Genomic DNA, 13648 nt, shown 5'->3' on the forward strand with positions numbered 1-13648 from the left:
TTACTTGTTCAAGGTATTAAAAATTATTCTGGCAGCACTATTTTTAATTGGTGCATTTGTATTGGGTTCGCAAAATCCACAATTAACACAAATTAACTACATAATAGCCAGTAATACATTACCTTTAGCCGTTATAATAAGTATCTGCTTTTTGTTAGGTGTTGTAGTGGGTTGCTTTGTGAGCTTTAAATTGTTTACGCAATTAAAGTGGCAAAATTACCGTTTAAAAAAGCAATTAACGCCTGAAAAAGATAATAAAAAGCGTATTGCCAACAAAGATACCTAATTATGATTGAGCTGTTGTTTTTACTGCTTCCTGTTGCCGCCGGTTATGGCTGGATCATGGGGAAAAACAGTGCGAAAAATCAGGCTCATCAATTTAATCGTCAAATAACTTCTGAATACAGTAAAGGCTTAAAGTTTTTACTAGACAGAGAAGAAGATCAGGGGCTTGAGCATTTAATTAATTTGCTCGAAGTAGCTGCTGACTCTGTAGAACACTATTCTACCTTAGCCACTATGTTTCGCCGCCGTGGTGAGCTCGACCGCGCAATAAAAATTCATGAATTGCTATTAAAACACCCAAGCCTTAACGAGAAACAAGCTGCCAATAGTCGGTTAGAATTAGCCGAAGACTATATCATGGCAGGTTTACTCGATAGCGCAGAAGAACATTTAATATGGCTGGTAAAAAATAACCATGAAGATGCTCTTGAGCCAATTATCTCCTTATATTCACAGACCCGTGAATGGGAAAAAGGCATTAATATGTTTGAAGCGCATACTGAGCTTTTTTCAAAAGAGCAACACTTCAAAGCCATCGCAAACTTTTACTGTGAACATGCTATTGCCAGTAATAACCCTCAACTTATGCGCAAAGCTATTAGCTTAAACTTTAAAACAATCAGACCTCTATATGAACTCGGTTTGTCTGCCTATACAAAAGAGGATTACGTTAAAGCAATTTATTATTGGCGAGAACTTATCTGCCAATTTACCTTTTTTGCGCCATTATTTATTGATAAGTTAGCGCATAGTTATAAGCAACTAAAATTAACCCATCAGTTTCATGAACTCGTTGCTGAGTTATTAGAAAAAGGTGGAGTAATGATAAAAATACAGCATTGCCAAGCGTTGCTTGAGCAAGGCCACACTGAACAAGCCTTTGAGTTTTTAACTGATAGTTTAAAACGTCAGCCCACAATTCGTGGTTTTAGTTTTTTATTGCAGTTAATGAGCGCCGAAAATAAAAATACAAAAGATGTGCTTAATCAAATAGATAAACTTGTTACCTCATATATTGCAACTAAGCCTGACTTTCAATGTCAGCATTGTGGCTTTACAAGTTACACCATTTATTGGAATTGCCCTTCGTGTAAACATTGGGAAACCATTGTGCCTAGCAGAGGCTTAGACGGATTTTAATCTTTATACTTTTCGCTCACTAGTAGGATAGTTATGTCTTTCGAACAATCAAAAAAAATTCTTATCGCTCTTGATTATGATGATCAGCAAACTGCTTTAGCTTTTGTTAAACAGTTATCACCGGATACCTGTCGATTAAAAGTGGGTAAAGAAATGTTCACTTATTTTGGCCCTGCATTTGTTAAAGAGCTGGTTGATTTAGGTTTTGATGTATTCTTAGATTTAAAGTTCCACGATATTCCAAATACTGTTGCTAAAGCAGTAACTGCTGCAGCTAAAATGGGCGTGTGGATGGTTAATGTTCATGCAAGTGGTGGTTTTGAAATGATGCATAAAGCTAAGCAGGCACTTGAGCAGTTTGGCGATAAAGCCCCATTATTGATTGCAGTGACCGTTTTAACCAGCATGGATGAAGCAGAGCTTAAACGTTTAGGCATTAGTAAATCACCACAAGAGCAAGTGATGCACTTAGCAAAACTAACCAAACAAGCAGGCCTTGATGGTGTAGTGTGTTCAGCACAAGAAGCACAAAGTTTAAAAGCAGCATTGGGAGACGAGTTTAAACTAGTAACCCCAGGTATTCGTCCTGCTGGTAGTGATGCGGGCGATCAAAAACGTATTATGACACCTAAAGAAGCCATTGAAGCTGGCAGTGACTACCTAGTAATAGGGCGTCCTATTACTCAGGCACAAAACCCGGTGCAAGTATTGAGTGATGTAAATAAATCAATAGCTTAAACTTAAAGTTTGCATAATTATAAGGAGTTTATTACAACTCTTTTTGTTTGTGCTACATTTAATTACGGCTATGCAGTGAGGAACTAACTTTGCGTTTAATAATGTTTGTAGTGGTAATTATCATTAGTGGCTTTGCTGTTAATAAATATGTTTTTTCAACTAAAATGTATGATGATGTTTCGAATGTTACTGATTTGGTATCTGATTACCCCGTTGATTTGTTTAAGTTTAAAAAAATCGCTCAAAATTATGCTCAGCATTTGTGCTATACAAATGAAAGTGTTTTAGCTGGACTTAATATAAGTAGCAAAGAGTGTGTTGATGTACACGATGAAATGCAGAATGAGTGTACAAAAAAAGTTTTTAGATTAGCGCCGTTAAATATGACGTCTAAGAAAGAATTAATTGAATATTCAAATCAATATTCACGTTGTACCTTACCTTACAAAAACATTAAGTTATAAATTTTAGATACGAAAAAGCCACCTAAGTTTATACCTAGGTGGCTTTTTTATTGAATTATTTTAAACGAATAGACTTAGCTTCAATATCAATTAAGCCTTGTTTAAATAACCCACCAATGGCTTTTTTGTAGTTTGCTTTACTGGTCGAAAATACTTTTTTAATTAATTCAGGTTCAGACTTATCGCCTATGGCTAATATGCCACCTTCATCTTTTAGTTTTTCCATAATTTTTTCGCCAAGTTCACTGACTTTACCCATACCTGGCTTTTCAAGTATGACGTCAATTTTTCCGTCTTCACGTACTTTTTGAATAAACCCTTTAAGCTTTTGACCAACAAATAGGTTTTTAAATACCATGTTGTAAAATACAACACCAAAATGAGATTCTTCAATAAGTACTTTGTAGCCAATATCGGTTTTACCTGCCACAATTAAATCAACTTCTTGCAAGTGGCTATATTGCGGCTCGTCTTTTGATAAAAAGCGATTAAAGTTGGTTGAAGCACAAATTCGTTGACTAGCATTATCAAGATATAAACGGACTAAATAAGAGTAGCCTTCTTGCATACGCGGTTTTTGTTCATTAAACGGTGCAAGTACGTCTTTTTCTAAACCCCAATCTAAAAAAGCCCCAATGCTGTTTATTTCTTTAACGCGCAGTAGGGCATATTCACCGACTTGTGCGTGTGGTTTTTTAGTTGTTGCTGTTGGCAGGTTTGCGTTATCTAAAAAGGTAAAAACGCTGATGCTATCGCCAGCTTCAAGTTCATGTTTAATCTCGTGTTTAGGTAAAAAAACTTCACCTAAGTCATGGCCATCTAAATAGGCACCTTCATTACTGACTTCTTTTACAAATAGGGTTTGGGTAGTTCCAAGGTTACTCATAATTATTCCTGCTCAGGCTTTTTTTTACGACGCATCGGGGTATCACCATCAATGTTGAGTGGTGCTTTAATTGGGGCTGCTGGTTTTTTAGGTTTCGCTTTGCGTCTTTGATGTGGTTTTTTATCAGCCACTACCTTTTTAATTGGTTTAACTGGCGTAACCTTTTTCTCTTTGATGCCTTTAAATTTCGCTTTTAAACCATCAACCACCGCAAACGACAATTCGTCATTTAAAAATGACTTTATTGCTAAGTAACTTGCCCAATCTTTAGGACCAACAAATGATAGCGCGTTGCCTTTAAAACCAGCTCGGCCTGTGCGACCAATACGGTGAACGTATTCTTCAGCGTGTTTTGGTAAATCAAAATTTATAACATGGGTCACACTGAGTAAATCTAAACCGCGAGATGCAACATCAGTAGTAATTAATATTTTAAAGTTCTCACGGCTAAACGCATCCATGATATCAAGGCGCTTACTTTGAGTTAAATCCCCGGCTAGTGCGACAGACTTAAAGCCTTTACTATTTAATGCCTCGCTTAAGCGACTGGTATCAGCACGTGTTGCGGTAAATATAATACATTGCCCTACATTATCTTGATTAAGAAAATGCTCAAGTAGCGCTTCTTTATGATCAAGATGATCGGCTAAATACAATGTTTGTTTAATATCACTGTGTTGCTCATTGGCTGCACTGAGCATAATTTGTTTTGGTTTTTTTAATAAATTACGCGAAAGGGCATCTACTTGAGCATGATCTAATGTCGCTGAAAACAATAGGGTCTGGCGTAATCGGTGATCTGCCAGTTCATTAATTAACTTAAGCTGGTCGGTGAAACCTAAATCCAAAATACGGTCAGCTTCATCAAATATAAGTAGCTCTAAGCCACTTAACTGTAAAGAGCGTTGCTTTAAGTGATCGGCTAAGCGCCCTGGTGTAGCAACCACAAAATGTGGGTCGTTGCGCAGTGCTTTAATTTGGTCGTTAAAGTTTTCACCACCGAGAATTTTAACTGCCTTGATATTGGTACCGGCAATAAGTAATCGTAGTTGGGTGAACACTTGGGTTGCAAGCTCACGAGTTGGAGCAACAATAAGTACACGAGGATCACGTTTACTGAGTGCTTTTTGTTTCATTACTCGCTGCACTGCAGGTAATAAAAACGCTAAAGTTTTGCCTGACCCAGTTTTTGACTGAGCGAAAATGTCATGTCCAGCGAGTGCCGTTGGCACAGCATGAGCTTGAATATCGGTAGGCTGGGTGATCCCTTGGTGCGCTAATTGTGTTTCTAGGCGAGTATCAATCCCAAGATCAGTAAAGTGCAATGTATATTTCTCCAATATGAGCAAGTCTTGTAAATTTATCCGCGCATTATAGCCCACTGAGCCACTGCGCTAACAGTAAAAAGCGCATTATCATCCATTTTTTTGCATTTAAATAAAAAAAGCGTAAAATACGCGCCCCATATGCGCCGGATTTACGATTCGGTAAACGCCCCTTGCGGGGTTTAAAGGCAAAATAGGAAAACCATGACTGCTATCCATAAAGATAATGTAACCAGCGATCACTTTGTTGTGTGCGCACTGTATAAATTTGTTTCTTTACCTGATTTTGAAGCACTTCGCCAACCTTTACTTAATGTAATGGAGCAAAACGACGTGCGTGGTACTTTGTTAATTGCCGCAGAAGGAATTAACGGTACTGTTTCAGCAAAACGTGAAGGCATAGATAACTTACTGGCGTGGTTAGACACCCAGCCTAATTTAGACAATATTGTTACTAAAGAATCATATGATGACGAATGCCCGTTTTACCGCACTAAAGTAAAACTTAAAAAAGAAATCGTGACTATGGGTGTTGAGGGCGTTGACCCATTAAAAGTAGTGGGCAGTTATGTTAAGCCAAATGAATGGAACGCCCTTATTTCTGATCCAGAGGTTATCCTTGTTGATACCCGAAATGATTATGAAATTGAAATTGGTACGTTTCAAAACGCGGTCGATCCAAACACGAAGACGTTCCGCGAATTTCCGCAGTGGGCCAAAGAAAATCTCGACCCAGAAAAGCATAAAAAAGTAGCTATGTTTTGTACAGGTGGTATTCGCTGTGAAAAATCAACAGCTTATATGAAAGAGCAGGGCTTTGATGAGGTATACCACCTTGAAGGCGGCATATTAAAATACCTAGAAGAAGTACCAAAAGAAGAAACCATGTGGGAAGGGGAGTGCTTTGTATTTGATAACCGTGTCGCGGTAAATCATGACTTACAAAAAGGCTCATATGATCAGTGTCACGCATGTCGGATGCCTATCACAGAAGAAGAAAAACAAAAGCCTGAATACATGGAAGGGGTGTCGTGTCATCATTGTATTGATGATGTAACCGACGAGCAGCGCGCTCGTTTTGCTGAGCGTCAAAAGCAAATAGAATTGGCACAAGCACGCGGTGAAGGCCACATTGGTAACGAAGCACAAGCTGCTTTACAGCAACGTAAAGAAGCAAAAAAAGCGCAAAAAGACGCACAACGAAATAAATAATACCACGCGTTTATTTATTCATTAAAAAACCTCAGTAAATACTGAGGTTTTTTATTTAAAAGTAATTTATAAATAGCGAGCTACATTGCTTAGCAGCTTAAAGGTTTGATACTCACTTTGAGCTTAATCAACGAATACAATAACTTTTATCTATCGGCGTAAGTGTAATTTTATTAGCTGAATTTACAAGAACACATTCTGTGTTTTTATCGAGTTTTTTCTTTTGAATAACCGTAAATTCACCTTCATCAGCAGCGTATAAGTTATACTGATAAGCCGTATTACCTCCCTCAAATAATGCAGTAAATAACCCTCCAACTAAACCGCCGACAATAGCGCCACCAATCATTTCTTCTCTGTTGCCATCTAAGCTGTCAACAAAGCCAAAACCAACTCCCGCAGCTATGCCTGTTCCAACTTCTGAGGAAAGTGTTACTTTTTGCTCTGACTCAACAGATGCATAATAGCGTTTAATTAATTGATTTTGACTCGTACGATCAACCCCTTGTGATGCACAGCCACTAAGTAGTAAAACCAAAATTATACTTTTATTCATAAATACTCGTTTGTATATTCACTCTAATGACCAAATCATAGTGTTTAATACGCACAAAATATGTGGTGATTTTGTAGGCTGGTGTAAGAATATGTATTAAATACGTGGGTGTTTAATTTCAGCGTGTTGTTTTGCTAATTAGTCGTACTAAGCTATTTATTGATCATAGAGGTGTTAAACTGCGTAACATAATGGAAATAATAATTAATTAGGGTGATCCTTTGAAGTCGCAAAATATTTTAATGGGCATAACGGCCTTATTTTTATCGGTTAGTTTGCCAGTAACTGGTGCTAGCGTGGTCGTTGAAAATATCGCTATGGAACAAGCCCAACAGCAGGTTCAGGCTGTTGGTAATGCTGAAGCTATCCATTCTGTTATTTTATATCCTGCCGTAGGTGACAAAGTAGCAGCGGTTCATTTTAAACCTGGCGATAAGGTTAAAGAAGGTGATATTTTACTTGAGCTAGATTCACGTAGGCAAAAAGCGGCCCTTGAAGAGGCTAAAATAAAATTAGCAGATAGTCAGCGAACTTTAAAACGTTTAAAACAAAGCCAAGCTAAAGGAGCTGTTCCGCAAAGTGATGTAGACGATGCAAAAACCATCGTGGAGCTTGCAAAAGTTACTCTCATACAAGCCGAAACTGAATTAGAAGATCGTCAAGTTCGAGCCCCTTTTAATGGCACTATGGGGCTGACTGACGTTGAAGTGGGTGACAGAATAACAACACAAACAATGATTGCCAGCATCGATGACACCCGCCAGTTATACATTAATTTTAACGCGCCTGAATCAGCGATTGCGATGCTCAGAAATAATGCTAGCGTACGCGTGTTCCCATGGCAATCGCAAGCGCCTGTTGAAGCAGAAATAGCCTATTTAGACTCACGTATAGACCCACAAACTCGTACCTTAAGAGTCAAAGCAAAGTTAAATAACAAAGATCAACAATTCTTACCGGGTATGAGTTTTCGAGTACATATAAAAGTATTAGGTCAACGCTTTGCCGCTATTCCTGAAGCAGCACTACTGTGGGGCGCAACGGGTCCTTATGTGTGGACAAGTGTTGATAACAAAGCTACCCGGGTTGATGTGAAAATAGAGCAACGCTTGGCTGGACGCTTACTCGTATCAGGGGCATTACAGCCAAACGATACGTTAGTTGTTGAAGGCGTTCAGCGCTTGCGAGCCAATCAAGAATTAAGCTTTTCTGCACCTATCGCTAGTACGCAGGAGTAGCCATGAAACAGCAACCTATGATGCAAGACTTGCCGTCTATGGCAATTCGCCGCCCTGTACTTATTGTGGTGCTTAACTTATTAATAATTATTGCCGGTATCGCCGCTATAGCTGGCGTAGAAGTGCGAGAGCTTCCTGATGTAGATAGGCCGCGTATTACGGTATCAGCTTCGTTTCCAGGTGGTTCCCCAGAAACCGTCGACACTGAAGTCACCAGCAAACTTGAAGGTGCTGTTGCCCGTGTGAGTGGAGTTAAATCTATTCGTGCACAAAGTGAAGAAGGCAGCTCACGTATTGTGGTTGAATTTAGACCTGGTGTTAATCTGGATGATGCCGCTAATGAAACACGCGAGTCAGTTTCGCGAGTGCAAAGAGAGCTCCCAGAAGAGGTTGAGCGTGTATCTATTATAAAAGCCGATAATGATGCTGAGGCGGTCGTATCACTCACCGTATCAAGTGAGAGTTTATCGTTAGAGGCATTAACCGAGCGAGTTGATGTTGACTTAGCACCACAGTTTTTAACTATTCCCGGTGTTGCTGATGTGCGCTTAAACGGTGATAGAGAACGAGTGCTTAGAGTACGTATAGATCCGCTTAAGCTCAGTAGCTTTAATTTAACTATTCCTGATGTTGCTGACGTTCTCAGGCAAGCTCCCTTTGATGTGCCTGCAGGAAGTTTAAAATCAAACGATCAGCAAATCATTGTGCGTGCTGATGCTACCTCGGTCACACCAGATCAAGTCGGTGATATTATCATTCGTGGTGATACCCGTATTAGCGATATCGCCGCGGTATATTTTGGCCCGGCAGATCCACGCTCTATGGTTAGGCTCAATGGTAAACCCGTTATTGGTATGGAAATTATCCGCCAAGCGCAATCTAACACCATAGAAATATCAGATGAAGTTCTAAAGCTTATAGAGGGAATGCGTGAACGCTTTCCTCAGATGGAATTTACCTTAACATCAGATGATGCGCAGTTTATTAGAAGTTCAGTGGATGAAGTTATTAACTCATTAGTGCTGACAGTGCTGCTAGTTATCATCACTTTATGGGTGTTTATTGGTTCTTGGCGCGCAACCTTAGTGCCCGCATTTGCCATTCCGGTTGCTTTGATTGGCTCGTTAGCACTGATATGGGCACTGGGTTTTTCCATTAATATTTTAACCTTACTCGCATTGGTACTTGCTACAGGTTTAATCGTTGATGATGCGATTGTAGTGAGTGAAAACATTCAACGCCAACGTGGATTAGGGCTAGGCAGGCGTGCCGCAGCGGTTGTTGGCACCCGTGAAGTATTTTTTGCCGTTATAGCCACCACGGCAGTGTTAGCAGCTGTGTTTGTTCCCATCGCTTTTTTACCCTCTACAGCAGGGCGTTTATTCAGAGAGTTTGGCGGTGTTCTTGCCGGTGCTGTGATCATATCAAGCTTTGTTGCGTTATCGTTAGTGCCGGCACTTACCTCTAAGCTAAAGCTTAAGCAAGGCGGTTTTCATCCATTTGCTAAGCTTGGTAACGTACTTGCTAATTTATATACCAAAACAATTCATAAAGTACTCGATCATGCGTGGCTTACCTTTATTGCTTGTTTATTAGTGGCTGGTGGTTCAGGTGCGTTGTATATGAGCTTAGATAACGAGTTACTACCAACAGAAGATCGCGGTAAAATTAGAATATTTGCTCGTGGTCCAGATGGCGTAGGCTTAAACTTTATGGATAGGCAAGCCATTAAAATGGAAGACACTTTGCTGCCTTTCGTCGAAAGCGGTGAAATTGAATCTATTTACACAGTAGTTGGTCAATGGGACCCTAATATTGTGTTTATTACTGTGCCTTTAAAACACTGGGATGAACGCAACTTTAGTCAACAAGAAATCATCAATAAAATTCGACAGCCTTTAATGAATATTCCTGGAGCACCCGCATACGCAGGGGGGGCTAATAGTTTAAACTTACGTGGCCAAGGTGGCGGAATCGAAATTGCTTTGCTGGGGCAAGATTACCTTGAAATATTTAAAACTGCACAGCAGTTTTCAGCAGATCTTGAAAAAGCAGTACCTGAGGTTGCACCGGTTCGCGTATCGTATCAGCCATCGCAACCACAACTTCGCGTCAATATAGACAGACGACGCGCAGAAGAACTCGGTGTATCGTTAAGTGATATAGCCATTACTTTAAGAGCTGCCATTAATGGCGACGATATAGCCGATTTAAATATTGGCGATCAGTCAATACCAATTATGTTACAGGCTCAAAATCAAACCATTAATGACCCCAGTGATTTAGCAAATTTATATGTAAGCGCCCGCGATAATCAATTAGTACCGCTCAGTAGTGTCGCTAATATTACAGAGGAAGGCGTAGCTGCAGAGCTTGAGCGCCATGCTCAGCGACGTGCCATAGAATTAAGCATGGAATTACCCGAAGGTTTAACTATTGCCACACTGGTAGAGCAAATAAAACAAGTGTCTGAGCAATCATTACCAGCAGGTATTACCCTAGCGTTTAAAGGGGAAGCTCTGACATTTGAAGAGACCTCAAACGAAGTATTAATGACCTATGTATTGGCATTTTTAATTGTATTTTTAGTATTGGCAGCACAATTTGAAAACGTTAACAGCGCCATTGTGGTGATGATTACTGTGCCATTTGGTATTACATCCGCTATTTTAGCACTGTATTTAACCGGCACATCACTCAATATTTATTCGCAAATTGGTCTGGTAATGCTTATTGGTTTAATCGCTAAAAACGCAATTTTATTGGTCGAGTTTGCTGATCAATTAAGAGATAACGGGCTTAGTGTTCGAAAAGCGGTTGAACAAGCTGCACTGGTACGCCTACGACCCATTACCATGACCTTAATTTCTACTTTATTGGGTGCATTACCGCTTATTATGTCAACAGGTGCGGGCGCTGAGGCGCGCAATGCGATTGGCTGGGTGGTGTTTGGTGGACTAGCATTAGCGGTATTGTTTACGCTTTATTTAACACCGGTGATTTATTTAGGACTTGCACGTTTTACCAGCCCTCGCGGCGATGAGTCAAAACAATTAGCGCATGAGTTAGAGCAAGTAGATAATTAATCGCTAACTATTTACGTAAATTGGCTATTTTTCTTTGAAAAAATAGCCAATTAGGCTCACAATTCAACTAGATTCACGCCACAAGGATTCCCTATGCAGGCCGAGCAAGTTGAAATAGCCCAATTTTTAGTTGAACATCCCCCATTTGATACGCTTCCTACTGAGGCATTGAACGAATTAGCAATGCAAATAGAGGTTGCTTACTTTCGTGCCGAAACTGATATCCTGCATTTAGGGCAAGATATTAGTGACTTGTATATTATTCGTAGTGGCTCAGTTGAGATTTCACGTCGTAATGGTGAACTCTATAACCGCTTAGCTACAGGCGGTATTTTTGGCCAAATGGGTTTATTGATGAACCGCAAAGTGCGGTTTCCAGCTCGTGCACTTGAAGATACCTTAACGTATTGTATTAATGTTAATACCTTCAACGAATACTGTGATAAATACGAAACCTTTGCTGACTTTTTCGAAGTGGATGGCAACGTACGCTTGCACCAAGCAATAGTAGAGCAAGCCGACAGCAATGATTTAACCACCGCAAAAGTTAAATCATTATTACATCGCGATGTAGTCACTGTTACTACACAAACCCCCATACAAGACGTCGCGTTTTTGATGACACAAGAATCGGTCTCTTCAGTACTTGTTACTGATATAGAAAAACAAATAAGCGACGATCCAGAAGAAGACGACGGTCAAGTCGTTGGAATTATAACCGACAGAGACATTCGCACTAAAGTGGTCGCCCAAGGGTTAACATATGATACACCCGCCAAAGAAGTAATGACATCAAGCTTAGTACTACTTGATAGCAACGCCTATGTGTTTGAAGCCGTTTTAGCCATGCTAAGAGATAACTTACATCACTTGCCTGTGGTACATAAAAAGCGACCAATAGGGGTGATATCTCTATCTGATATTTTACGCTATGAATCACAAAGTAGCTTATTGTTAGTACGCGGTATTTTAGCTCAGCAATCGGTTGATGACTTAGTTCATTACGCCCGCCAATTACCTAATGTGTTTGTGCGTATGGTAAACGAAGATGCTAATTCGCATATGATAGGGACCGCTATGGCAGTAATAGGACGTACCTTTAAACAGCGCCTATTAGCCCTAGCAGAAGAAAAATTTGGCGAGCCGCCCATTCCTTATTGTTTTATTGCGCTGGGCTCAATGGCACGGGATGAGCAGTTAATTGTAACCGATCAAGATAATGCACTGATTTTAGATAATAGCTTCGATGAGGCATTGCACGATGAGTATTTTCAAAACTTATCAGACTTTGTGTGTGATGGCTTGGCTAAGTGTGGCTATACCTATTGTGATGGTGAAATTATGGCCTCGTTTAAAAAATGGCGTATGACCCGCGAACAATGGCAAGAAAAATTTGCTAGCTGGATGGCCGAGCCCAAACCGCAAGCACTGCTCAATAGCTCGATATTTTTTGACTTAGATGGTGTGTGGGGTAAGTTAAAGTGGGCCGATGAGCTTAAAACGCTGGTGGCAAAAGAAAGCAAAGTAAATAAACGCTTTTTAGCTAACCTTGCTGCTAATGCTCGCAATCGAACGCCACCATTGGGATTTTTTAACGGCTTTGTACTTGAGCACAATGGCCAACATAAGCGCTCAATGAACTTAAAACGTCGTGGTACAGCGCCGCTATCTGATGTGGTTCGCGTTCATGCATTAGCGGTCGGTTCACGTAAACAAAATTCGTTTGAGCGCTTAGAGGATATTATCGAGGCTAACTTATTACCCAAAGGCAAAGCACAAGATTTGCGTGATGCATTTGAATATATTGCCACTGTACGTATTCGCCATCAGGCATGGCAGATAGAGCAGGGGGAAGCGCCCGATAATGATTTAGATCCGCATTTACTCTCACCATTTGAGCAAAGTAATTTAAAAGAAGCTTTTGCGATTTTAGAAAAAGCGCAAAGCTTTTTAAAGTTTAGTTATTCTGCTCATTCAGGTGTGAAATAAGTTATGGCTAAATCACCGTTAGATTGGCCACGTCGTTACGAACAGCTTTTACATAGTGCGCAAAACTCGTTGCTTAAGGAGTTTTATAAGCAGGCATTTACCAATCAGACTGCTCCGCTTAAAGACGTACCTTTTGTGGCGCTAGATTTTGAAACAACAGGTCTGGACGCTAATACCGATGATATTGTTAGTGTTGGGTTAGTGCCTTTCAATGTTAATCGTATTTACTGTAAAGAGAGCCGTCACTGGGTAGTACAACCACGACGAGATTTGAGTGAAGAGTCGATTGTTATCCATGGTATTACCCACTCAGAAGTGGACGAAGCTCCCGACCTCAATCGAATTTTAGCCCCACTTCTTGATGCACTTAAAGGGAAAGTGGTGGTGGTGCATTATGCTGCCATTGAGCGCCACTTTTTTTATAATGCGCTGCTCACACGTATAAAAGAAGGTATTGAATTTGCTTTAGTCGACACTATGGAAATTGAAAGGCGAGCGCTTAGAGCGCGTCAAGGGCTACTAGGTAGGCTATTTAATAAAAAACTAGGTTCATTACGGTTAAGTGATACAAGGGAGCGTTATTCCTTGCCATTGTATCAAAACCATAATGCACTGACTGACGCTTTAGCCACCGCAGAATTACTGCAAGCTCAGCTGAGTTATCATTATCGGTTAGATACGCCACTGAGTGAAATTTGGCTTTAGCGAAACGTTATAAAATATTATAGG

At 40.2% G+C, this 13648-nt stretch carries 12 protein-coding genes; 9 read left to right on the top strand and 3 right to left on the bottom strand.

The window, feature by feature from the left end; genetic code table 11:
- Positions 1–4: 4 nt before the first annotated feature.
- From ACNSN2_RS06465 to ACNSN2_RS06480, 4 genes are all read left to right on the top strand, one after another.
- Entirely contained in the window at positions 5–286 is a 282-nt protein-coding gene (locus ACNSN2_RS06465; protein ID WP_008114742.1) for a lipopolysaccharide assembly protein LapA domain-containing protein, read from the top strand.
- 2 nt (positions 287–288) lie between these two features.
- A complete protein-coding gene (gene lapB / locus ACNSN2_RS06470; RefSeq protein ID WP_054200876.1) occupies positions 289–1425 on the top strand; it encodes a lipopolysaccharide assembly protein LapB in 1137 nt (378 codons plus the stop codon).
- A 33-nt stretch (positions 1426–1458) separates the two neighbouring features.
- Complete coding sequence (gene pyrF / locus ACNSN2_RS06475; protein WP_054200877.1) at positions 1459–2163, top strand: orotidine-5'-phosphate decarboxylase; 705 nt, start codon at positions 1459–1461, stop codon at positions 2161–2163.
- A gap of 89 nt (positions 2164–2252) precedes the next feature.
- Positions 2253–2627, top strand: a complete 375-nt coding sequence (locus tag ACNSN2_RS06480) for a hypothetical protein (RefSeq protein ID WP_418608819.1) — start codon at positions 2253–2255, stop codon at positions 2625–2627.
- 55 nt (positions 2628–2682) lie between these two features.
- Here ACNSN2_RS06480 and ACNSN2_RS06485 read toward each other — a convergent pair whose 3' ends face one another.
- Together ACNSN2_RS06485 and ACNSN2_RS06490 are read right to left on the bottom strand one after the other, a co-directional pair.
- Positions 2683–3513 carry a S1 RNA-binding domain-containing protein gene (locus ACNSN2_RS06485; RefSeq protein WP_054200878.1) on the bottom strand — a complete coding sequence of 277 codons (831 nt, stop codon included), beginning with the start codon at positions 3511–3513 and terminating at the stop codon, positions 2683–2685.
- A 2-nt stretch (positions 3514–3515) separates the two neighbouring features.
- Positions 3516–4838, bottom strand: a complete 1323-nt coding sequence (locus ACNSN2_RS06490) for a DEAD/DEAH box helicase (protein WP_418608821.1) — start codon at positions 4836–4838, stop codon at positions 3516–3518.
- A 204-nt stretch (positions 4839–5042) separates the two neighbouring features.
- Here ACNSN2_RS06490 and ACNSN2_RS06495 point away from each other — a divergent pair, with 204 nt between their 5' ends.
- The gene (locus ACNSN2_RS06495; RefSeq protein WP_075169263.1) at positions 5043–6050 is read left to right on the top strand and encodes a rhodanese-related sulfurtransferase; all 1008 of its coding nucleotides are present in this window, start codon (positions 5043–5045) and stop codon (positions 6048–6050) included.
- Between the two features lie 127 nt (positions 6051–6177).
- Here ACNSN2_RS06495 and ACNSN2_RS06500 read toward each other — a convergent pair whose 3' ends face one another.
- Positions 6178–6606: a hypothetical protein gene (locus tag ACNSN2_RS06500; RefSeq protein ID WP_418608822.1), complete on the bottom strand. Its 429-nt coding sequence runs from the start codon at positions 6604–6606 to the stop codon at positions 6178–6180.
- A 242-nt stretch (positions 6607–6848) separates the two neighbouring features.
- Here ACNSN2_RS06500 and ACNSN2_RS06505 point away from each other — a divergent pair, with 242 nt between their 5' ends.
- The 4 genes from ACNSN2_RS06505 to ACNSN2_RS06520 all read left to right on the top strand — a co-directional run bounded on the left by ACNSN2_RS06505 (position 6849) and on the right by ACNSN2_RS06520 (position 13624).
- The gene (locus ACNSN2_RS06505) at positions 6849–7844 is read left to right on the top strand and encodes an efflux RND transporter periplasmic adaptor subunit (protein WP_418609051.1); all 996 of its coding nucleotides are present in this window, start codon (positions 6849–6851) and stop codon (positions 7842–7844) included.
- 2 nt (positions 7845–7846) lie between these two features.
- Entirely contained in the window at positions 7847–10930 is a 3084-nt protein-coding gene (locus ACNSN2_RS06510; RefSeq protein WP_418608823.1) for an efflux RND transporter permease subunit, read from the top strand.
- A gap of 93 nt (positions 10931–11023) precedes the next feature.
- Positions 11024–12919: a DUF294 nucleotidyltransferase-like domain-containing protein gene (locus ACNSN2_RS06515; RefSeq protein ID WP_010389938.1), complete on the top strand. Its 1896-nt coding sequence runs from the start codon at positions 11024–11026 to the stop codon at positions 12917–12919.
- A 3-nt stretch (positions 12920–12922) separates the two neighbouring features.
- The gene (locus ACNSN2_RS06520; RefSeq protein WP_010389939.1) at positions 12923–13624 is read left to right on the top strand and encodes a 3'-5' exonuclease; all 702 of its coding nucleotides are present in this window, start codon (positions 12923–12925) and stop codon (positions 13622–13624) included.
- Positions 13625–13648: the final 24 nt, after the last annotated feature.

It is taken from the genome of Pseudoalteromonas sp. US3C1013 (genome assembly GCF_048401115.1).
Lineage (GTDB): Bacteria > Pseudomonadota > Gammaproteobacteria > Enterobacterales > Alteromonadaceae > Pseudoalteromonas > Pseudoalteromonas undina.

Excerpts from the sequence above, each read along its gene's own strand:
- lapB (WP_054200876.1), top strand. The coding sequence starts at position 289 with ATGATTGAGCTGTTGTTTTTACTGCTTCCTGTTGCCGCCGGTTATGGC.
- pyrF (WP_054200877.1), top strand. The coding sequence starts at position 1,459 with ATGTCTTTCGAACAATCAAAAAAAATTCTTATCGCTCTTGATTATGAT.
- ACNSN2_RS06485 (WP_054200878.1), bottom strand. The coding sequence starts at position 3,513 with ATGAGTAACCTTGGAACTACCCAAACCCTATTTGTAAAAGAAGTCAGT.
- ACNSN2_RS06495 (WP_075169263.1), top strand. The coding sequence starts at position 5,043 with ATGACTGCTATCCATAAAGATAATGTAACCAGCGATCACTTTGTTGTG.
- ACNSN2_RS06500 (WP_418608822.1), bottom strand. The coding sequence starts at position 6,606 with ATGAATAAAAGTATAATTTTGGTTTTACTACTTAGTGGCTGTGCATCA.
- ACNSN2_RS06505 (WP_418609051.1), top strand. The coding sequence starts at position 6,849 with ATGGGCATAACGGCCTTATTTTTATCGGTTAGTTTGCCAGTAACTGGT.
- ACNSN2_RS06510 (WP_418608823.1), top strand. The coding sequence starts at position 7,847 with ATGAAACAGCAACCTATGATGCAAGACTTGCCGTCTATGGCAATTCGC.
- ACNSN2_RS06515 (WP_010389938.1), top strand. The coding sequence starts at position 11,024 with ATGCAGGCCGAGCAAGTTGAAATAGCCCAATTTTTAGTTGAACATCCC.
- ACNSN2_RS06520 (WP_010389939.1), top strand. The coding sequence starts at position 12,923 with ATGGCTAAATCACCGTTAGATTGGCCACGTCGTTACGAACAGCTTTTA.